General features: G+C 41.2%; 17 protein-coding genes. 8 read left to right on the top strand and 9 right to left on the bottom strand.

The window, feature by feature from the left end:
- Positions 1-88: 88 nt before the first annotated feature.
- Together ACOQON_RS18170 and ACOQON_RS18165 are read left to right on the top strand one after the other, a co-directional pair.
- The gene (locus ACOQON_RS18170; RefSeq protein WP_420576849.1) at positions 89-556 is read left to right on the top strand and encodes a TlpA family protein disulfide reductase; all 468 of its coding nucleotides are present in this window, start codon (positions 89-91) and stop codon (positions 554-556) included.
- 15 nt (positions 557-571) lie between these two features.
- Positions 572-1,195 carry a thioredoxin family protein gene (locus tag ACOQON_RS18165; protein WP_420576848.1) on the top strand — a complete coding sequence of 208 codons (624 nt, stop codon included), beginning with the start codon at positions 572-574 and terminating at the stop codon, positions 1,193-1,195.
- 80 nt (positions 1,196-1,275) lie between these two features.
- Here ACOQON_RS18165 and hpf read toward each other — a convergent pair whose 3' ends face one another.
- From hpf to ACOQON_RS18145, 4 genes are all read right to left on the bottom strand, one after another.
- Entirely contained in the window at positions 1,276-1,575 is a 300-nt protein-coding gene (hpf, locus tag ACOQON_RS18160; RefSeq protein ID WP_420576847.1) for a ribosome hibernation-promoting factor, HPF/YfiA family, read from the bottom strand.
- Positions 1,576-1,601: 26 nt separating this feature from the next.
- Positions 1,602-2,489, bottom strand: coding sequence for a tyrosine-type recombinase/integrase (locus ACOQON_RS18155; protein WP_420576846.1), 888 nt, complete (start codon positions 2,487-2,489; stop codon positions 1,602-1,604).
- Positions 2,490-2,552: 63 nt separating this feature from the next.
- The gene (gene rpsU / locus ACOQON_RS18150) at positions 2,553-2,747 is read right to left on the bottom strand and encodes a 30S ribosomal protein S21 (protein WP_349565705.1); all 195 of its coding nucleotides are present in this window, start codon (positions 2,745-2,747) and stop codon (positions 2,553-2,555) included.
- A gap of 53 nt (positions 2,748-2,800) precedes the next feature.
- Positions 2,801-3,964, bottom strand: a complete 1,164-nt coding sequence (locus ACOQON_RS18145) for an acyl-CoA dehydrogenase (protein ID WP_420576845.1) — start codon at positions 3,962-3,964, stop codon at positions 2,801-2,803.
- A gap of 132 nt (positions 3,965-4,096) precedes the next feature.
- Between ACOQON_RS18145 and ACOQON_RS18140 the strand changes: the two genes are divergently transcribed.
- Positions 4,097-5,407, top strand: a complete 1,311-nt coding sequence (locus ACOQON_RS18140; protein WP_420576844.1) for a UDP-glucose dehydrogenase family protein — start codon at positions 4,097-4,099, stop codon at positions 5,405-5,407.
- A 101-nt stretch (positions 5,408-5,508) separates the two neighbouring features.
- Here ACOQON_RS18140 and ACOQON_RS18135 read toward each other — a convergent pair whose 3' ends face one another.
- Complete coding sequence (locus ACOQON_RS18135) at positions 5,509-6,246, bottom strand: DUF547 domain-containing protein (protein ID WP_420576843.1); 738 nt, start codon at positions 6,244-6,246, stop codon at positions 5,509-5,511.
- A 163-nt stretch (positions 6,247-6,409) separates the two neighbouring features.
- Between ACOQON_RS18135 and ACOQON_RS18130 the strand changes: the two genes are divergently transcribed.
- The 3 genes from ACOQON_RS18130 to ACOQON_RS18120 are packed head-to-tail and all read left to right on the top strand — an operon-like array spanning position 6,410 to position 10,069.
- Positions 6,410-7,957 carry a glycine--tRNA ligase gene (locus tag ACOQON_RS18130; protein WP_420576842.1) on the top strand — a complete coding sequence of 516 codons (1,548 nt, stop codon included), beginning with the start codon at positions 6,410-6,412 and terminating at the stop codon, positions 7,955-7,957.
- Positions 7,958-7,960: 3 nt separating this feature from the next.
- Positions 7,961-8,728 carry a zinc-dependent peptidase gene (locus ACOQON_RS18125; protein ID WP_420576841.1) on the top strand — a complete coding sequence of 256 codons (768 nt, stop codon included), beginning with the start codon at positions 7,961-7,963 and terminating at the stop codon, positions 8,726-8,728.
- Between the two features lie 9 nt (positions 8,729-8,737).
- Complete coding sequence (locus tag ACOQON_RS18120) at positions 8,738-10,069, top strand: deoxyguanosinetriphosphate triphosphohydrolase (RefSeq protein ID WP_420576840.1); 1,332 nt, start codon at positions 8,738-8,740, stop codon at positions 10,067-10,069.
- Here the strand turns inward: ACOQON_RS18120 and ACOQON_RS18115 are convergent.
- The 4 genes from ACOQON_RS18115 to ACOQON_RS18100 all read right to left on the bottom strand — a co-directional run bounded on the left by ACOQON_RS18115 (position 10,066) and on the right by ACOQON_RS18100 (position 13,122).
- On the bottom strand, positions 10,066-10,431 hold the full coding sequence (locus ACOQON_RS18115; RefSeq protein ID WP_420576839.1) for a hypothetical protein: 366 nt from the start codon (positions 10,429-10,431) through the stop codon (positions 10,066-10,068). The genes ACOQON_RS18120 and ACOQON_RS18115 overlap by 4 nt on opposite strands.
- A 42-nt stretch (positions 10,432-10,473) precedes the next feature.
- On the bottom strand, positions 10,474-11,364 hold the full coding sequence (locus ACOQON_RS18110; protein ID WP_420576838.1) for a hypothetical protein: 891 nt from the start codon (positions 11,362-11,364) through the stop codon (positions 10,474-10,476).
- A gap of 52 nt (positions 11,365-11,416) precedes the next feature.
- Positions 11,417-11,848 (bottom strand): DUF6799 domain-containing protein, encoded by a 432-nt coding sequence (locus ACOQON_RS18105; RefSeq protein ID WP_420576837.1) that lies wholly within the window; start codon positions 11,846-11,848, stop codon positions 11,417-11,419.
- Positions 11,849-11,967: 119 nt separating this feature from the next.
- Positions 11,968-13,122, bottom strand: coding sequence for an MFS transporter (locus ACOQON_RS18100; protein ID WP_420576836.1), 1,155 nt, complete (start codon positions 13,120-13,122; stop codon positions 11,968-11,970).
- Positions 13,123-13,384: 262 nt separating this feature from the next.
- Here ACOQON_RS18100 and ACOQON_RS18095 point away from each other — a divergent pair, with 262 nt between their 5' ends.
- Positions 13,385-15,706, top strand: coding sequence for an efflux RND transporter permease subunit (locus tag ACOQON_RS18095; protein ID WP_420576835.1), 2,322 nt, complete (start codon positions 13,385-13,387; stop codon positions 15,704-15,706).
- 12 nt (positions 15,707-15,718) lie between these two features.
- Entirely contained in the window at positions 15,719-19,072 is a 3,354-nt protein-coding gene (gene ileS / locus ACOQON_RS18090; protein ID WP_420576834.1) for an isoleucine--tRNA ligase, read from the top strand.
- Positions 19,073-19,088: the final 16 nt, after the last annotated feature.

Below are 19,088 nucleotides of genomic sequence, written 5' to 3'. Positions count from 1 at the left end.
AAAAATCAGACAATTTCTTGGTTTTGTACAAAATCAATTTTAACTGTATAAATAGAGAAAACCTGATTGTAGTAAATTCGTATTCCTTATGATGAAACAACTGGCTCTGGCTTTATGCATAGTGGCTTCCATACACCTTTCTGCTCAGGAAGTTGAAGTCGTGAAATTTGCGGACCTGCAAAAAAAGATGTTATACACAGAAGCACCTTTAACCGTATTTAATTTTTGGGCCACTTGGTGTGGCCCATGCATTAAAGAACTTCCTCACTTCGATAGTCTTGAGGATAACAAAAACATTAAAGTTTATTTAGTTAGCATCGACTTTCAAAGCGAGCTGGAGAGAGTGAAGAAGTTTGTGGCAAAAAAGTCGCTAAAATCGAATGTGCTTTTTTTAGATGAAAAGGATCCAGACGACTACATGGGGAAAGTAAGCCAGGAGTGGTCGGGAGCTATCCCAGCTACGTTGTTTGTCACAGATCTTGGTAAAACGTATTTCCATGAAAAAGCGTTTACTAAAGAAGAATTAGAGAAAACCGTAGAAAAATATTTGAACTAACAAATGTCCAAAACCATGAAACGAACATTTATTCTTATTGTAGGTGTGATGGCCGTAGTTGCTGTCCTGTTTATGAACGCTTCTGAGCCTGTGGCAGGATATGGAGTAGGCGATTATGCTCAGGACTTCAAGCTTCCAAATGTAGATGGAAAGATGGTATCAATGGCAGACTACAATAATGCTGAAGGATTTATTGTAGTATTTACATGCAACACCTGCCCCTACGCTAAAGCTTATGAGTCTAGAATTATAGACCTTGATAAAAAATATGCAAGCCAGGGATTTCCGGTAATTGCTATCAATCCAAATGATGTAAAGCAGCAACCTGGCGATTCTATGGATGAAATGAAAAAGCGAGCCAACAATAAAGGCTATTCATTTCCTTACCTTAGAGACGACAGCCAGGAAGTGGCTAAAGCTTTTGGAGCGACCAAAACCCCGCACGTTTATGTCTTAAACAAAGAATCAAACGGAAAATATAGGGTCGAATTTATTGGTGCCATCGACGATAGTCCAAATGATCCTTCTGATGTTTCCGAGACCTACGTGGAAGATGCAATTGACGCGATCAAGGCTGGGAATAAACCAACCGTGACTGAGAAGCGAGCGATTGGATGCACCATTAAATGGAAAAGTTAATACTCCAAGCATCAAAAAAATTAAGCCCCACCTGCGAATGCAGATGGGGCTTTTTCATTTTAAAGATTTTGTGATAGTTTCTAATGCGCCATCACTTTTTCTTTATGCTTTTTCAGTTGCCTCCTGAGTGCTTCTACAGCTGCATCTGTCCCAGCTTCAAAGGAACGTGCCTTTTCTTTTGAAAAGAACTGGTTTTTAGGCCCATTCAATTTAATCTCTACTATTTTATTTTCATTAGATTCATCTTTCTCCACCCGGAGAAAGACCTCACCATCGATGATTCGATCATAAAAAGTTTCAAGCTTATCAACTTTCTTCTGGATGAAATCGAGCAGCTTAACGTCTGCGTCGAAGTGAATAGAATGCATCTGTAACTTCATGTCTGTCACGTTTAAAAGGTTATACATTAAGCCTTCGGGTGCGCCTGATCAAAGGCGGCCTTTAGCTTCTCTATCGAATTATGGGTATAGATCTGAGTAGCTGCCAGACTGGTATGACCCAGCAAATCTTTGACGGCATTCAAATCTGCCCCTTTGTTTAATAAGTGAGTTGCAAAAGTGTGGCGCATCACATGCGGACTCTTTTTGCTCAAGGTGGTCACGGCACTCAAATATGCCTTTACCTTACGATAAATGAACATGGGATATAGTTTTTCTCCAGCATCGGTGACTAATAATTTTCCCTCGTTCATACCCATCTCTTTTTTTAGGTTTTGATAGTTACCTATCAATTGTATTAACGAATTTCCAACAGGTATGATGCGTTCTTTATTCCTTTTTCCGAGTACACGGATGGTTTTTTCATAAACATTAACATCCGTCTCCTTTAAGCCTTGAAGTTCAGCCAAACGGATACCTGTAGAGTATAAAAGCTCAAGGAGAAGTTTATCTCGTTGGCCTGAGAAATCAGCTGAAAAATCCACCCTGTCTAACAAGTTTGTTATCTCCTCCTCTTTCACAAAAGAAGGCAAATCTTTCTGGGTTTTGAGTGGCTTAATTTGATTAGTCGGGTTGACCTCCAAATACTCCCTTGCCAGTAAAAATTTATAAAAGGATTTAAGTGTGGCAAGTTTTCTATTGACTGATTTTGGAGATAAACCATCATCCATCAAGGTCACTACCCATCCTCGTATCTGTGGGTGCTTTACTTGTAATAGGTCGTTGATTTCAAAATCAGACGCTAAATAGACTGAAAACTGATGTAGATCTTTCCGATAGGCCTCTACGGTGTGTTGGCTGTAGCGTTTTTCGAAGGAAAGATATTTCAGGAAGGTCTCCACCATAAGCAGCACCATCCCGAAGGTTCGGGATGAATACTAAACTTATTAAAATCTTAGGTGAAGAAGAAGGAGAAAAGGTTATTTATTTTCCTCGTCTCGAATTTGCTGGATGTACTTTGCTTTGATGATCTCTTCTCTTCTAGCAACTGATGGCTTCTTGAAGTGAGTTCTTGATCTTAACTCTCTAAGTACACCTGTTTTCTCGAATTTCTTCTTAAATCTCTTAAGCGCTCTGTCTATTGACTCGTTCTCTTTAACGTTGATTATTAACATTTCAGATTTTTTAATTGGGCCGCAAATATAGCAGCTATTTTATTCCATTACAATTATTGGTTCAACAAGGTTCGAGAAATAACTACTTTCTGAATTTCAGAAGTCCCCTCTCCTATAGTGCAAAGTTTCGCATCACGATAGTATTTCTCAGCGGGATAGTCTTTGGTGTATCCGTAACCGCCAAAAATTTGAACACCATCATTGGCAACTTCCACTGCAATTTCAGAGGAATACAACTTGGCCATCGCTGATTCTCTATTTACACTTTTACCTTGATTTTTAAGCTCAGCTGCCTGATAGGTCAAAAGTTTTGCTGCTTCAACTTTCACTGCCATATCAGCTATCTTAAAAGAAATGCCCTGGAAATTGGAAATTGACTTTCCAAACTGCTCCCGCTCCTGAGAGTACGCGATAGCCGCGTTAAGTGCACCTTCCGCGATACCACACCCTAAAGCTGCGATAGATATTCGTCCTCCATCCAGCACTTTCAATGCCTGAACGAATCCATCTCCAACTTCACCAATCAAGTTTTCGGAGGGAATTCTGCAATCTTCAAAGATCATTTCTGAAGTTTCCGATGCACGCATGCCAAGTTTATCTTCTTTTCTTCCCTGTTTAAACCCAGGGTTTGTTCTTTCCACAATAAACGCACTTGCATTTCTTGATTTGGCTGGTTCTCCAGTTCTTGCAATTACTACAGCAACTTCGCCGGAGTTTCCATGGGTAATGAAATTTTTGGCTCCATTAATCACCCACTCATCTCCATCTTTCTCAGCAACGGTTTTCATATTGCCGGCATCTGAGCCAGTGTTAGGCTCTGTTAGCCCCCAGGCACCAATCCACTCACCGGTAGCAAGTTTTGGTAAATACTTTTGCTTTTGCTCCTCACTTCCGTGCTGTAGAATATGCCCCGTACAGAGTGAGTTATGAGCAGCCATGGAAAGGCCAATTGATCCATCAACCTTGGAAAGCTCGATAATGGCTGTTACATATTCATGATAGCCAAATCCCGCACCACCGTATTCCTGAGGAACAAACACCCCCAAAAGACCAAGCTCACCCATTTTATGAAAGATCTTTTTAGGAAACTCCTGGCTTTCATCCCATTTCATTTTATTAGGCTCAATTTCTTTTGCACAAAAATCTCGAACCATTTGTGCGATCATTTCTTTGTTCTCGCTAACCTCTTGGGGTGGGGTCATTGTTGCTGTAGACATATTTAAAACGTTTGCTTTAATTGGGAACGCAAAATTACTAATGTTGTTTGTCTAAAAATAGTTGCATTGTGGATTTGGTAAAGAAACTACGTTTACTTTTGCGGCCTCAAAAGATTTAAAAAGTAAGTATTCATGAAAATTGCAGTCGTTGGAACCGGGTATGTGGGGCTTGTAACCGGGACATGTTTTGCTGAAACCGGCAATCACGTTACTTGTATTGATATTGACGAAAAGAAGGTTGAGAAGCTTAGAAATAAACAAATCACAATCTATGAACCTGGCTTGGAGGCACTTTTTGAAAGGAATATCAGACAAGGACGATTGGAGTTTACAACCAATCTTGAGGAGGGAATTAAAGATGCAAAAATCATTTTCTTAGCGCTACCAACACCTCCTGGTGAAGATGGATCTGCTGACCTGCAATACGTCCTCAAGGTTGCAGAAGATTTAGGTCCGATGCTAAAGGATTTTACGGTGATTGTTGATAAAAGCACCGTCCCTGTTGGCACTGCTGAGAAAGTAACTGCCAAAGTGAAAGAGGGAGCTAAAGTTGATTTTGAAGTTGTTTCAAACCCTGAATTCTTGAGAGAGGGCGTAGCAGTAGATGACTTTATGAAGCCAGATCGCGTTGTGATTGGAGCTGAGTCTGAGAAATCCATCAAGCTTATGGAACAGCTCTATGCTCCATTCGTAAGGCAAGGGAATCCAATCCTTTTCATGGATGTGCGGTCTGCCGAGCTAACTAAATATGCGGCTAATTCCTTCCTCGCGACAAAAATTACTTTCATGAATGAGATCGCCAATCTATGTGAACTTATGGGTGCTGATGTCGATAAAGTGAGAAAAGGGATTGGAACAGATACAAGAATTGGAAATAGGTTTTTGTTTGCCGGGATTGGTTATGGAGGAAGCTGCTTCCCAAAAGATGTTCAGGCATTGGCAAAGTCGTCCACTGAGGTTGATTATGACTTTAAGATTCTGAATTCAGTGATGTCGGTGAATACCAACCAGAAAAAGAAATTGATTGAACCACTAAAAAATTATTTTGGTGGAGATATTTCCGGGAAAACAATCGCCGTTTGGGGACTTGCATTTAAGCCATATACCGATGATATCAGAGAAGCACCTGCATTAGAGAATATTAAAACCCTTCTTAGCCTTGGGGCAAAGGTCAAAGCTTACGATCCAGAGGCAATGGAAAATGTGAAAACTGTTTTCGGTGATGATATTTATTTCGCCGATGATCAGTACGATGCATTGGAGAATGCCGATGCATTAATGATCATGACCGAATGGCCAATTTTCCGAACTCCCGAATTCGAGAAGATCAAAGATGCATTAAAAAACAAAGTGATTTTTGACGGACGTAATCTTTATGACCTCAATCAAATGAAAGAGCTGGGTTTTGAATACCATAGCATTGGTCGAAGAATTGTTAAATAAGCATCAACACATTTAGATTAGAAACCCGATCACTTGATCGGGTTTCTTGTTGCATTTCATTTTGATGCATCGGAGGTTATTAGGCTTTCCAAACTCTATCTCTACTCATTTAGCGCCCAATCATAATCCTTCCAATCGATATTAGCATCATTGCTGAGTTCTGTAGGAGCATATTGATTGATAAACTCGATCAACGTTCCGTTATTATTGAAATCTCCACCATACCAATTAAAGATTTTGGACAGGGTGGCCTGACTGGAGCCTTTGAAGCTATTTTTTGTGGGGTCAGCAAGAAATTCCTTTGCTGCTTTTGTTAACTGTTGGTCAAGTCTATCAGGCTGAAACGCCCGATTTTGAAGCTTTGGGCAGGACACAGCAGCGCATACCAATGCAAAGTGAATTCTGGGCTCTTCAAATTCCTTTCTGATAATCCCATGTTCAATATTATTCAGATCATACTCCTCCTCACCAATATTTATAAATTTGATGTCCCAGGGAGTATTAACAAACGGAATTTTAATCGCAGAGCCAATATCCTTAATACTTCCCACCGGGTAATGCTCCAGTATTAATTCAAGAGTGAAAGCATTGTAAGCGTTAATCCAGTAAGCAAGTTTTTGATCTCTTGTCCAGGTATTCGTCGGAGCATTTGCCTCCAGCATACTTAGGTAAGATTTAAGTTTAGCTCTATTCTGTTTTAACCCCTTGTAGTCGACCATTCCTTTTTCATCGACATATTGTTGAAGGAGCTCATCATACATTTTATGTGACACACCCACTTGGGATAAAGTGATTTGACTAATCAATAGAACTACTATTAAAACCGACAATTTCTTCATATCCATATTTTTCTTAAGCTACTAATCAACGTACTTTCTTTCATTATGGATTCCTATCAGTAAGGAATAGCTACTAGATGTTCACAGGAAGACATATCTGAATTTACACAAAAAGCCCGCCAACTGATCTCAAAAGATTGAAGGAAATATATCTTTGCGGGCTATGAGCAATACACCTGACGGAGGATCACTAAAAAATATTGTTTCTCACTGTAAAGAGTACGGTTTTATCTACCCATCTAGTGACATTTATGATGGTCTGGGAGCTACTTATGATTACGGGCCCAATGGATCTGAATTAAAAAATAATATCAAGGAATATTGGTGGCAGGCGATGGTGCGCATGCATGAAAACATTGTGGGTATCGATGCGGCAATTTTCATGCACCCAACCACCTGGAAAGCTTCCGGTCATGTGGATGCATTTAATGACCCGTTGATTGATAACAAAGACTCCAAAAAACGCTACCGTGCAGATGTGCTCGTGGAAGAGTACATCGCCAAGATTGAAGGGAAAATAGATAAAGAAGTCACAAAAGCCGCTAAGAGATTTGGTGATGATTTTGATGAGGAGCAGTTTGTTACTACAAACCCTCGGGTGGTTGGCTATAAAGAAAAAATTCAATCAATAGAAGATCGGTTGGGGAATGCGCTCAATACAGGAAACCTGGCTGATGTAAAAGCATTAATAGAAGAGCTGGAAATCGCTGACCCTGTTTCAGGCTCCAAAAACTGGACGGATGTACGTCAATTCAACTTGATGTTCTCAACAGAAATTGGTTCACTGTCTGATGGCGCTGAAAAGATTTATCTCCGACCAGAGACAGCACAGGGAATTTTCGTAAACTATCTAAACGTGCAAAAAACGGCACGAATGAAACCTCCTTTCGGGATTGCACAAATTGGCAAAGCATTCAGAAATGAAATCATAGCCCGGCAATTTATTTTCCGAATGAGGGAATTTGAACAGATGGAAATGCAATTCTTCGTGAAGCCAGGTGAAGAAATGAAATGGTATGAGCATTGGAAACAAAAAAGAATCAACTGGCACAAAGCTTTGGGGCTCGGTGACGAAAATTATCGCTTCCATGATCACATCAACCTCGCACACTATGCGAATGCTGCAGCGGATATTGAGTTCAACTTCCCAATGGGTTTCAAAGAACTGGAAGGCATACACTCGCGAACAGACTTTGATTTGAAGGCACATGAAAAACACTCTGGAAAAAAGCTTCAGTTCTTTGACCAGAACACCAATGAAAGCTACGTGCCATATGTTGTGGAAACTTCAATTGGACTAGACCGAATGTTTCTGGCAATTATGTCTGCCGCATACAAAGAAGAAAAACTTGAAGACGGAACTGAGCGAACAGTGCTCAAAATTCCACCTGCTCTAGCGCCAAATAAAGTAGCCATTCTCCCTTTGGTAAATAAGGATGGATTGCCGGAAAAAGCCGAAGAGATTCTCAATGAATTGAAATTTGATTTTTCTTTTCAGTATGACGCAAAGGATGCGATCGGGAGAAGGTATCGGAGACAGGATGCCATTGGCACTCCATTCTGTGTGACGATCGACCATCAAACGCTGGAAGATAATACTGTTACTATTAGAGAAAGGGATTCAATGAATCAGGAGCGGGTCTCTGTCGAGGAGTTGATCCAAAAACTTCATGATAAAGTTGACATGAAGCATTTGCTGAAAACCATCTAGCAATTGGAATTAGTACTCATATTATTAATCCCGTTTATTGCAAGATGGGTTGTTAGGTTTAATCAAACAGGAAGCTTATTCCCAGCCTTTTTTCTTAGCGCAAAACACAAAGATTTTCTCTTAAAGAATTTTGCGTTTTACCAAAAGCTTCCTCCAAAATCAAAAAAAATATTTGAGCGGAGAGTCGCGCTTTTTATCAGCTCAAAAAAATTCATTCCCCGGCAAATGGACCATGTGACCTGGGAGATGAAAGTATTGATATCATCTTCGGCCGTGCAACTTACTTTCGGTTTCCCTAAAGTGAATCTGAGCTGGTTTAGATATATTCTTATCTATCCTGATACATTTTTCAGCAATGCAAACCAGCAACACCATAAGGGGGAAGTCAATCCAAAAGCAAAGACCATTGTTTTGTCCTGGAAATATTTTGTGGAAGGATATTTAAAACCGGATGGTCGTAATCTGGGCCTGCATGAAATGGCACACGCACTAAGGTTAGAAAACAGAATCATGAATGAAGAATATAATTTTCTGGATCATGAGATCTTGGAAGAATGGGAAGCAAGAGCAAAGCACACCATGAGGGAAATAAAATCCGGATCAGAGAATTTTTTCCGAAAATATGGAAGTGCAAATAATGAAGAGTTTTTTGCCGTTGCTGTTGAGAATTTTTTCGAACGCCCGGTCGAGTTCAAAGAAAAGCATCATAAGACCTACAACACAATGTGCCGATTGTTAAGACAAGACCCGGTATTGCTGGAAAACACCTAATTTTTCGTTATGAACTGGCTTCAACTTCTATCACACAAAAGACCTGGCGAAAGCTCTACCACCTCCCACGATCAAACACGAAGTAGATTTGAACAGGATTTTGATCGGATTATTTTTTCTCACCCATTTCGAAAGTTACAAGATAAAACCCAGGTCTTTCCCCTACCTGAAGATGACTTTGTTCATACTCGATTGACCCACAGTCTGGAAGTTTCTGTTGTTGGCAGGTCCCTGGCCAAGAATGCTGGAACGTATCTATTAGAGAAACACAAAGAGCTTCGAGAAGAGGGGTATACCCTCCATGATTTTGGAGGAATCGTTGGGGCTGCCTGTCTCGCTCACGATTTAGGAAATCCTCCTTTTGGTCATTCAGGGGAAGACAGCATTTCATCCTTTTTTCTTACAAACAAAAAAGGTCGTTTCTTTCAAGAAAAAGTATCGGAACAAGAGTGGGAAGACCTGACCACTTTTGAAGGGAATGCTCAGGGGCTCAGGATTCTAAATGGAAAAGGTAATGGAGGCTTAAAACTCACATTCGCAACATTAGGTGCTTTTACTAAATATCCACTCTCCTCTTATTGTGAAAAGGAGAAGGGCAGGAAAAGCCAAAAAAAATTCGGTTACTACCAATGCAACGCAGAGCTCTTTCACGAGATGGCCAGCGAAATGGGGTTAGTTTCCGTAGGCAAGGATAAATGGTGCCGACACCCACTTGCTTTCTTGGTAGAAGCAGCAGACGATATTTGTTATCATATCATAGACCTTGAAGATGGCTGTCGGCTGGGCCTGGTTCCATTTGAAACAGTAAAAGATTTACTCGCTGAAATTATTGGAGACTCCTACTCGGAGGGAAAAGTGCAGAAAATTGCCTCTCATAATGAACGATTGGGGACTCTACGAGCGCTGGCTATTGGCCAGCTGGTGCAGGAATGCTCAGATGTGTTCATTGCCAATGAAGAGGGCATGCTGGATGGAACTTTTGATCAGGATCTGACAAGCTTGATCCCATCAGCAGCAGCCATGCAAAAAATTATCAAACTTTCAATTGAAAAAATCTATCGGTCAAAGTTGGTTCTGGAAAAAGAGGCCGGTGGATATGAGGTGATTGATAATTTGATCGAAGCATTTGCAACAGCCGTGTATGCCGATAAATTTGATCAAGCCAGACCAAAACACAAATCAATTCTCCGATTACTTCCGGAAGAATACACTGTTCAATTGAATGAGAAAGTATCCGTTTATGAAGCTCTTCAGATCGTCATTGATTTTGTCAGCGGTCTCACGGACTCCCATGCTGTTCGTTTTTATAAGACAATCAAAGGATATCGGCTTCCTGTTTAGTCGTCAACGGACTTGCCATCCTTGTCTAATATTTCCCACGACATCAGGTAACTCGCTGTACTATCTCGTTCAAGTAGTGTCATGGAAGTGGAGTATTTGCCAGGTGTATCATCTACCTTGAACTTAAAAACACCAAGCTTGTCATTTAGGCTCACATAATCATAGTCCCATACCTCCACCTCATTCCATCCTTCATTTACATCCAGCACTAAATCCACTTTTTCCACATCCCCCGTATCCACTCGGTGATATCGTTCCCCTTCCGGCCAGATTTTATGGCCATCCTTTTTCAGGTACATTTCGTCTTTGTCTATTTCGTCAGGAGTAGTGCATTGCACAGAGTTAATTCGAATCTTTGGCATGATTGGCTCAATTTATCCAATAAAAATAAACAAAACAGTCAGTTATTTGTCTGCAGCGATTTTGTAGTTCACACCAATGCTCCAAATGAATGTATTACTCAATTCTTCCTCCACCACCTCATCTCCAACCGAAATAGACCTGGGGTTAACTGGAAGTATGTAAGAAGGCATGAAATCGACTTGGAATTGATTTAGTGACAAAGAAATTGGCAATGAGATTTCAAAATTTGTAATCCTGAAAGCTGAGGCTTCTTCCACGCTGATAGTTTGTGTGGTTGCGACAGGAAATTTGCCTTTTCCTTTCATCTGACCCTTTCGCTCAGCTTGCTCCACTAAATACGTTTGGTAATAGGAAATGGAACCTACACTCATAGCAAAAGTAGGATTGAATATGAGTTGATTCTTCAGCGTATAAATATTCTTGTTAAAGTCAAAATAAATCATTGGATCAACAGTACCTGAAGAAAAAAATGCACTTGCACCAAGGTAGGATTCTATCCAGCCAAAATCATAGGTGAAATACCCGGATCCGCTAAAGTTGACCGGGGATAACACATTGAAGCTATTGTCATTATAATAGTACGCTGAACTGCTCACTCCTGATTGCCACACACCTTTTGAGAGGGTATATCCAAGCATAGCAGAAAAAATGTCAAGCTGCTGTACATCTTCGCCGGTCAAATAGGACAATGAAATTTTTGCAAAAACACCAGATTTGTGACCATATAATAGATACCCCACAAGATATGGGTTTGGCAATGAGTCCGCACGCCCCATCCAGACAATATCATTGATGTAAAAGACACCTGGAGTGATAATGGTTTTTCTTGTGTCTGAATCAGGAACAGAATCCTGTGATGCCTGAGCCATCAAGGAAACCGCGGCAATAACGACAACCGCCATGGTCGTTCCGATGTGGCGCAACAATTTCATGATGTTGATTCTTGAAGAAAATGTCGCCCTTGCGGGGCGACATATCCGAGCCCTAATTGTTGCCGCCTTTTCCCTTCTTACCTTTCATTTGGTTATTAGGGCGATTTAATTTGTTCTGATTTTTGTTTTGACGCTGGTTCATCGCATTTCTCTTTTCGATGCGTTGCATAAGCTTATCCTGAGACCTGTACTTAAGTCCCTCCATGTCAAAACACTCTCCATTCCTTAACTGCTTTTGTTTCCCATTTTTCAATTGATAAGAACCATTGGGGTTAACCATTGTTCCATTCTGAAGTTTCAATTGGGTCTGCAGTTGAGTTTGCACACCATTTTTCACCTGCACCATCTTTCCATCTACCATCATCAAATGAACCTGTTCTCTCACCTGTTCACGATTTTGTTGTTGGACTTGTGGTGGCTGATCCTGAGCAAAAAGCATGTGGCCCATTGACAGGATCAATAAAATTACAAATACCCTTTTCATGATCGTATTCTCTTTATATTTTCTAACAATTTCAACCCCTTGAATTTAAAATAATGTATAACAAGACACTATGATATCTGTCATTGGATGCTATGATTAAGGATACTTATTTAAGGGAACTATTTGAAGCGTCTCCAAAAAGCGATAACTCCAAGCTGAAATAGAACAAATGGAATGGTTATGATCAGTAATTGCTCCCAGCCAAATGTATAGACAATCCAGCCGGCTGAGAGTGCGGCCATGGCTTGCGAACTAAACAGAAAAAATTCATTGAAGGCTTGAACCTTAAAGCGCTCACTTTCTCTGTAAGTCTTTGGTAAAAGAGACGTCCCTGCCACAAAAAGAAAATTCCACCCTATCCCCAAAAGAACCAGCGCAACCCAGTAATTGTGGATAAAGTGACCTGCAAACGCAAATGCAATACAAAATAGGTAAGCTATCAATCCAGCTAACATAATTTTGGATGGGCCAAATCTCTCAATCAAACTTCCAGTAACAAGCGAGGGCAAAAACATTGCTACAATGTGACTTTGAATAACCATCTTAGTATGAGATAAGGAATGACTATCCATGACATGCATGCTTACAGGTGTGGCCGTCATTATAAAGCTCATGACGGCATATCCTATTGTTGCCCCAAGCAGTGCTACCCAAAACGTACGCTGACTGATGATCTCCTTCATGGAACGAGGAGATTCGTTTGTTTCAATATTGGGTGGAATAGTATTTTCATAGAAAAGCAGAACAATTAACCCAACCACAAAAAGTCCTGCGAGCAACAAAAAAGATCCGGCGTATTCCCAAGGCAGAATGTTTCGCCCTAAAAGTGCTACTTCCGGCCCGATAAACGCTGCAGCGATTCCCCCAAGCAAAACATAAGAAGCTGCCTTTGGCATCAATTCAATGGAAACACTTTCCATTGAGGCAAACCGATACTGCATGATGCTAGCTGCATTTACTCCAAGTAAAAAGGTACAAAAGGAGAAGAGATAAAAGCTGCTAATGGAAATGGCATAGGTGGCTAAAAGGGCCACTACTATTGAGTAAATGGAAATGAGTAGAAACGTTTTCTTTCTCCCGAACTTTCTCATCAACATTGTGACTGGTACGGTTGCTAGTGCAGTGCCAACCACAATACTTGCCACTGGCAATGTGGCCAACTTTTCGGAAGGAGCAATGAGTGTTCCAACAAGTCCACCTACAAAGACATTGAGCGAATTCATAGACATCATGAAAGCCTGCGCTATGGTCAGTATCCAAACATTGCGATGCATGGGCCGCAAGATAGATTTAATCCACAAAAAAAATCATGACTGATTAGTGCTTAGAAGACATTGAGCATACATAGATTTTGCAAACACCCAAACTTCCGAAAACAAATACTTATCATATTGAATCATAAAGCCCTGAAAATCTTGCCCCTAAGCCTTATCTAATTACCTTTGCGCACTATTTTATATGTGGTCCAAGCTCGCTCATAACATCCTTCGATTTCGTGTCACTTTAATGGTCATTTTAGCGATCATTACTGTGTTTATGGGATACAAATCCCAAAACATTAAATGGTCTTACGACCTTGCCAACATTGTTCCGGAAAGTGACCCGGATATGGTCTACTTCAGGCAGTTCCGTGAAACGTTTGGAGAAGATGGCAATATCATGGCGATTGGCGTTAGTGATAGTGCTATTTATCAACTAGGTACTTTTAAAAAATTTAGAGATCTCACTTACGAGTTGGAGAACATGGATGGCATCAGAAACGTGCTTGGTCTTCCAAACCTCCAAAAGCTCGAAAAGAACAATCAGAAAAGGGCTTTCGAATTGCGGCCTGTTTTTCCTGAAATGCCAGCAACCCAGGAAAAGCTTGATAGTTTACTTCGTGGAGCTGCTAGTTTGAAATTTTATAGTGGGCAACTCATTAATTCTGATAATGGCTCTACGTTAATCCTTATCACCATTAAAAAAGAAGTTCTTAATTCCAAGAACAGGGATCAACTGGTTAACAATATTATAAATGCCGGCAAGCAATTTGAAGAAAGTTCGGGCGTAGATGTTCATTTCGCGGGATTACCATACTCACGCTCCATCACCACCAGCAAGGTAAAAGCCGAGCTGAATATGTTTCTGGTTCTATCATTGATTGTTACCGGAATCATTCTTTTCATGTTTTTCCGTTCATTCAAGGCAGTGTTTTTCCCTTTGATCATTATCGGAGTGGTGGTGATCTGGGTAATGGGAACGCTGGCGTTGCTTGAATATAAGATCACGCTATTGACTGGATTGATCCCGCCGATAATCGTTGTAATTGGCATTCCCAATAGCGTGTACATGCTCAATCGATATCATCATGAGTTTAGTCAGCATGGTGATCAGATGAAAGCTCTTAGCCGTATAATTCGAAAGATAGGAGTGGTTACTTTCATCACCAATCTTACAACAGCTGTGGGCTTCTTTGTGCTGGCGACTACTCAGATCAATGTGCTCGTTGAGTTCGGAATCGTTGCAGGCATTAACATCATGGCCACCTTCGTGGTGAGCATTATCCTAATTCCAGGTGTCTTTTCATTGTATAAGCCTCCGACTCAAAAACACCTCAAACATCTTAAATTCAAGATGCTGGACTCAGTGATCAGATGGCTGGATGACATTGTCCATGAATTAAGGCCGGCCATTTTTGCTATCACCATTGCAGTGGCTGCCGTATCAGCCTACGGACTAAGTCAAATCAAAGCAGTCTCTTACATGGTTGATGACATTCCGGAAAACAGTCCTTTGAAAAAAGACCTTGAGTTTTTTGAACAAAACTTTAGCGGCATTATGCCCCTGGAGGTGATTATAGATACGGGAGACAAGAAAGGGGTTCAAAATCTGAGAAACCTGAGAAAAATCGATGAGTTTGAGTCTTTCATTTCCTCCATCGATTATATCTCTCAACCTGTTTCGGTCGTAAGTTTCGCAAAGGCTGCAAGACAGGCATTTTATAATCAAAGCCCGGCTTTTTATTCACTTCCAACTAATCGGGATATGGCGTTTATTATGCGCTATCTCAGCGAAGGCGAAACGGAAGAACTCTCACAATCATTCATCGATTCGACCGGCAGGTACGTGAGGGTATCACTTAAAATTGCTGATATCGGATCCAATCGACTGGACTCATTAGTTAATGGAGTTATTGCACCAAAGATTGATTCAATCTTTGTTGACTCAAAAATGGACGTCAACCTCACGGGTACAACTTTGATGTTCATTAAAGGCAATAAATTTTTAATTGAAAACCTTCTGACCTCAATGGTCATCGCATTTTTCATCATCGCGTTGATTATGGGAATGCTTTTCAGGAACATCAAAATGATCATTATATCGATCATTCCAAACATCATCCCTTTATTGGTTACGGCAGGAATCATGGGTTATTTTGGTATCCCGTTAAAACCCAGCACTGCCTTAATTTTTAGCATCGTATTTGGGATTTCGGTAGACGACTCCATCCACTTTTTGGCTAAATACAGACAAGAACTATTTGCGCATAAGTTTGACGTTTCAAAAGCAATCAGCAAAAGTATTCGAGAGACCGGATCTAGTATGATCTATACGTCAATCATTCTGTTTTTCGGATTCATCATTTTCGTATTATCTGAGTTTGGGGGCACTATCGCATTGGGTAAGCTTACCTCTATTACCTTGTTTTTTGCAATGATCACCAACGTTGTGGTACTACCTGCACTTATCCTTCAGTTTGATAGTGGTAAGCGAGATAAATCAAAACACCCACTAATCGAGAGCGTACCAGAACTTGCAGAAGGAATCGATGATGAGGATGAAGACCAGAGTAAGAAAAAGAAATCAAATAAAGTTTAGTTATTAAGGACCGTGAAATATCCTGAATTTAAAAAAGTCAGCTATTCTGAGATCGCTAAAGACATCCTGAAATTTTGGGAGGATGACAAGATTTTTGACAAATCAGTAACCTCTCGTGACGGGAACGATACTTTTACATTTTACGAGGGACCTCCTTCCGCAAACGGCACTCCGGGAATTCATCATGTAATGGCGCGGACGGTTAAAGATATTTTCTGTCGTTATAAAACCCTGCGAGGTTATCAGGTAAAAAGGAAAGGTGGGTGGGATACACACGGACTTCCTGTTGAGCTTCAGGTAGAAAAGCAGCTTGGAATCACCAAGGATGATATTGGCAAAAAAATCTCGGTTGAGGATTACAATGCCAAATGCCGAGAGGCAGTAATGAAATACAAAGGTGAATGGGATGACCTGACCCGACAAATGGGTTACTGGGTTGATCTCGATAACCCTTACGTGACTTTTGAAAAAGAATACATTGAGTCAGTCTGGAACCTGCTCAAAAGGCTTTTTGATAAAGATCTTTTGTATAAAGGCTATACAGTTCAGCCCTATTCACCCGCCGCAGGAACAGGATTAAGCTCCCACGAACTCAACCAACCGGGAACCTACCGGGATGTAAAAGATACTTCGATCGTTGCGCAGTTCAAGGTCAAAAAGGATGACCGATCTTCTTTTCTATTCGAGAATGAAAATGAAGATGTGAGGATTCTTGCCTGGACCACTACGCCATGGACGCTCCCGTCAAACTGTGCACTGGCTGTCGGAGAAAAGATCAATTACGTAAAGGTTAAAACCTTTAATCAATACACCGGGGAGCCGATTTCAGCGATTATTGCTAAAGACTTGGTTGGCAAATTCTTTTCAGACAAAGCCAAAGAAATTTCACTGAGTGATTATAAATCAGGGGATAAACTAATCCCTTTTGAGATTGCACAGGAATTCAAAGGAACAGATATCGTTGAAGTGCGATACGAACAATTGATGCCTTACGTCACTAATAGCGATCTTGAAGAAAAAGCGTTCAGGGTAATCCCAGGAGATTTTGTTTCCACCGAAGATGGTACTGGTGTTGTTCACACTGCTTCTGTATTCGGTGCGGATGACTTCAGGGTAACCCAGCAAGCGGGCGTGCCATCAGTGATGGTTAAAGATGAAAAAGATCAGGATGTGCCTCTTGTTGATAAACAGGGACGATTCGTAAAAGAAGTCACCGATTTTGCGGGAAAGTTTGTCAAAGAAGAGTACTACAGCGACGAAGAACGAAAAGATCCGGACTTTAAACCAACGGATGTCTTGATCGCTATCAAACTAAAGGAAGACAACAAAGCCTTTAAAGTAGAGAAGTACGAGCACTCCTATCCACACTGCTGGAGAACCGATAAGCCGGTATTGTACTATCCCCTGGATTCCTGGTTCATCAAAACCACCGCTCTGAAAGACCGATTGGTTGACCTGAACAAAACGATCAACTGGAAACCTGCATCAACCGGAACCGGACGTTTTGGAAACTGGCTGGAAAACCTGGTGGACTGGAACCTTTCAAGGTCCCGGTTCTGGGGAACACCTCTGCCTATTTGGGTAACGGAGGACCGAACAGAAATGAAATGCATCGGAAGCATTGAAGAGCTGGAAAAAGAAGTGCACAAGTCTGCCGAAGCAGGCTTCATGGATGCTGATTTACCCGAAGATTTTGACTTACACCGTCCATATGTTGACGATGTGATATTAGTCAGTAATACCGGACAAAAAATGATGCGAGAGCCTGACCTTATTGATGTTTGGTTCGACTCTGGCGCTATGCCTTATGCGCAATGGCATTATCCGTTCGAAAACGAAGACATCTACAACGCAAACTATCCGGCTGATTTTATCGCAGAAGGAGTCGATCAAACGAGGGGCTGGTTCTTTACGCTTCATGCTATCGCGGTGTTATTAAATGACTCAGTGGCTTATAAGAACGTTATTGCGAATGGACTGGTGCTGGATAAGAATGGAAATAAAATGTCCAAGCGACTGGGCAATGCGATCAACCCGTTCGAGACACTTGAAAAGTACGGAGCTGATCCTACCCGTTGGTACATGATCGCCAACGCCAATCCATGGGACAACCTTAAGTTTGACCTGGATGGTGTAGCTGAAGTTCAACGAAAATTCTTCGGAACCCTAACCAATACATATTCATTTTTTGCGCTTTATGCGAATCTGGATGGCTTCCAGATGAATGAAAGTAATACCACTCCCGTGGCAAATCGTCCTAGGTTTGACCGATGGATCATATCAGAATTACAGATCCTGATCAGGGATGTGACTTCATTTTACGAGGATTATGAGCCCACCAAAGCGGCCCGGGCAATCCAGGATTTCGTTAATGATCAGCTATCCAACTGGTACGTTCGCCTTTCAAGAAAACGGTTCTGGAGAAGTGAATTAAACGATGATAAGAAAGCTGCATATGAAACCCTTCATGAGTGCTTAAGTGTCACCGCACAACTTATGAGTCCAATCGCTCCGTTCTATGCTGAGTGGTTGTATAAAAACCTCAATGTTGGGGTAGAAGGGAATTCAGAATCCGTACATCTAAGCTTACTTCCTGAGGCAGATGAAGATAAGATTGATATGTCGCTCACGGAAAGCATGCACTATGCACAAAACGTTTCTTCACTGGTTCACTCTCTGCGAAAGAAGGAAAAAGTAAAAGTTCGTCAGCCATTGCAGAAGGTGCTGATTCCGATTCTCAAGCCGGAAGTGAGAGAACGGATTGAGGCAGTGGAGGAATTGATCAAAACAGAGATCAATGTGAAGGAAGTTGAATACGTAGATGATGCTTCAGGCATATTGGTGAAAAATATCAAACCCAATTTCCGTAAACTCGGACAGCAATACGGACCAAAAATGAAAGCGATTACCGGAATTATCAATGGATTTGGTAAAGAGGAGATTGCAGCAATTGAGCGGGATGGAAATATGGAGATTGAAGCAGAAGGTGAAAAGATCAACCTCACACTGGAAGATGTGGAAATCACCTCACAGGATATTCCGGGATGGCTGGTGGCATCCGAAGGAGGATTGACGGTAGCGCTTGATATTACCATTTCAGAAGAGCTTCGAAAAGAGGGACTAAGCAGAGATATGGTAAATCGAATTCAGAACCTGAGAAAAGATCAGGGGCTGGAAGTGCAGGATAAAATTGCCATCAAATATGCCACAAACGATAACATGATGAGTTCTGCAATTTCCGACTTTGCAGATTACATCAAAACGGAAACTCAGGCGCTTTCCCTGGAATCAAATGGGGCCACCGGGGGAGAGACGTTTGATATAGATGGAATTGAAATAGATGTCAAAATTGAAGTGGTAAAATAATCAGCCTGTATAGTTT

Source organism: Ekhidna sp., from assembly GCF_965221965.1.
GTDB lineage: Bacteria > Bacteroidota > Bacteroidia > Cytophagales > Cyclobacteriaceae > Ekhidna.
This window is presented reverse-complemented; position numbering and strand designations above follow the sequence as displayed.

Excerpts from the sequence above, each read along its gene's own strand:
- ACOQON_RS18170 (WP_420576849.1), top strand. The coding sequence starts at position 89 with ATGATGAAACAACTGGCTCTGGCTTTATGCATAGTGGCTTCCATACAC.
- ACOQON_RS18165 (WP_420576848.1), top strand. The coding sequence starts at position 572 with ATGAAACGAACATTTATTCTTATTGTAGGTGTGATGGCCGTAGTTGCT.
- hpf (WP_420576847.1), bottom strand. The coding sequence starts at position 1,575 with ATGAAGTTACAGATGCATTCTATTCACTTCGACGCAGACGTTAAGCTG.
- ACOQON_RS18155 (WP_420576846.1), bottom strand. The coding sequence starts at position 2,489 with ATGGTGCTGCTTATGGTGGAGACCTTCCTGAAATATCTTTCCTTCGAA.
- rpsU (WP_349565705.1), bottom strand. The coding sequence starts at position 2,747 with ATGTTAATAATCAACGTTAAAGAGAACGAGTCAATAGACAGAGCGCTT.
- ACOQON_RS18145 (WP_420576845.1), bottom strand. The coding sequence starts at position 3,964 with ATGTCTACAGCAACAATGACCCCACCCCAAGAGGTTAGCGAGAACAAA.
- ACOQON_RS18140 (WP_420576844.1), top strand. The coding sequence starts at position 4,097 with ATGAAAATTGCAGTCGTTGGAACCGGGTATGTGGGGCTTGTAACCGGG.
- ACOQON_RS18135 (WP_420576843.1), bottom strand. The coding sequence starts at position 6,246 with ATGAAGAAATTGTCGGTTTTAATAGTAGTTCTATTGATTAGTCAAATC.
- ACOQON_RS18130 (WP_420576842.1), top strand. The coding sequence starts at position 6,410 with ATGAGCAATACACCTGACGGAGGATCACTAAAAAATATTGTTTCTCAC.
- ACOQON_RS18120 (WP_420576840.1), top strand. The coding sequence starts at position 8,738 with ATGAACTGGCTTCAACTTCTATCACACAAAAGACCTGGCGAAAGCTCT.
- ACOQON_RS18115 (WP_420576839.1), bottom strand. The coding sequence starts at position 10,431 with ATGCCAAAGATTCGAATTAACTCTGTGCAATGCACTACTCCTGACGAA.
- ACOQON_RS18110 (WP_420576838.1), bottom strand. The coding sequence starts at position 11,364 with ATGAAATTGTTGCGCCACATCGGAACGACCATGGCGGTTGTCGTTATT.
- ACOQON_RS18105 (WP_420576837.1), bottom strand. The coding sequence starts at position 11,848 with ATGAAAAGGGTATTTGTAATTTTATTGATCCTGTCAATGGGCCACATG.
- ACOQON_RS18100 (WP_420576836.1), bottom strand. The coding sequence starts at position 13,122 with ATGCATCGCAATGTTTGGATACTGACCATAGCGCAGGCTTTCATGATG.
- ACOQON_RS18095 (WP_420576835.1), top strand. The coding sequence starts at position 13,385 with ATGGGATACAAATCCCAAAACATTAAATGGTCTTACGACCTTGCCAAC.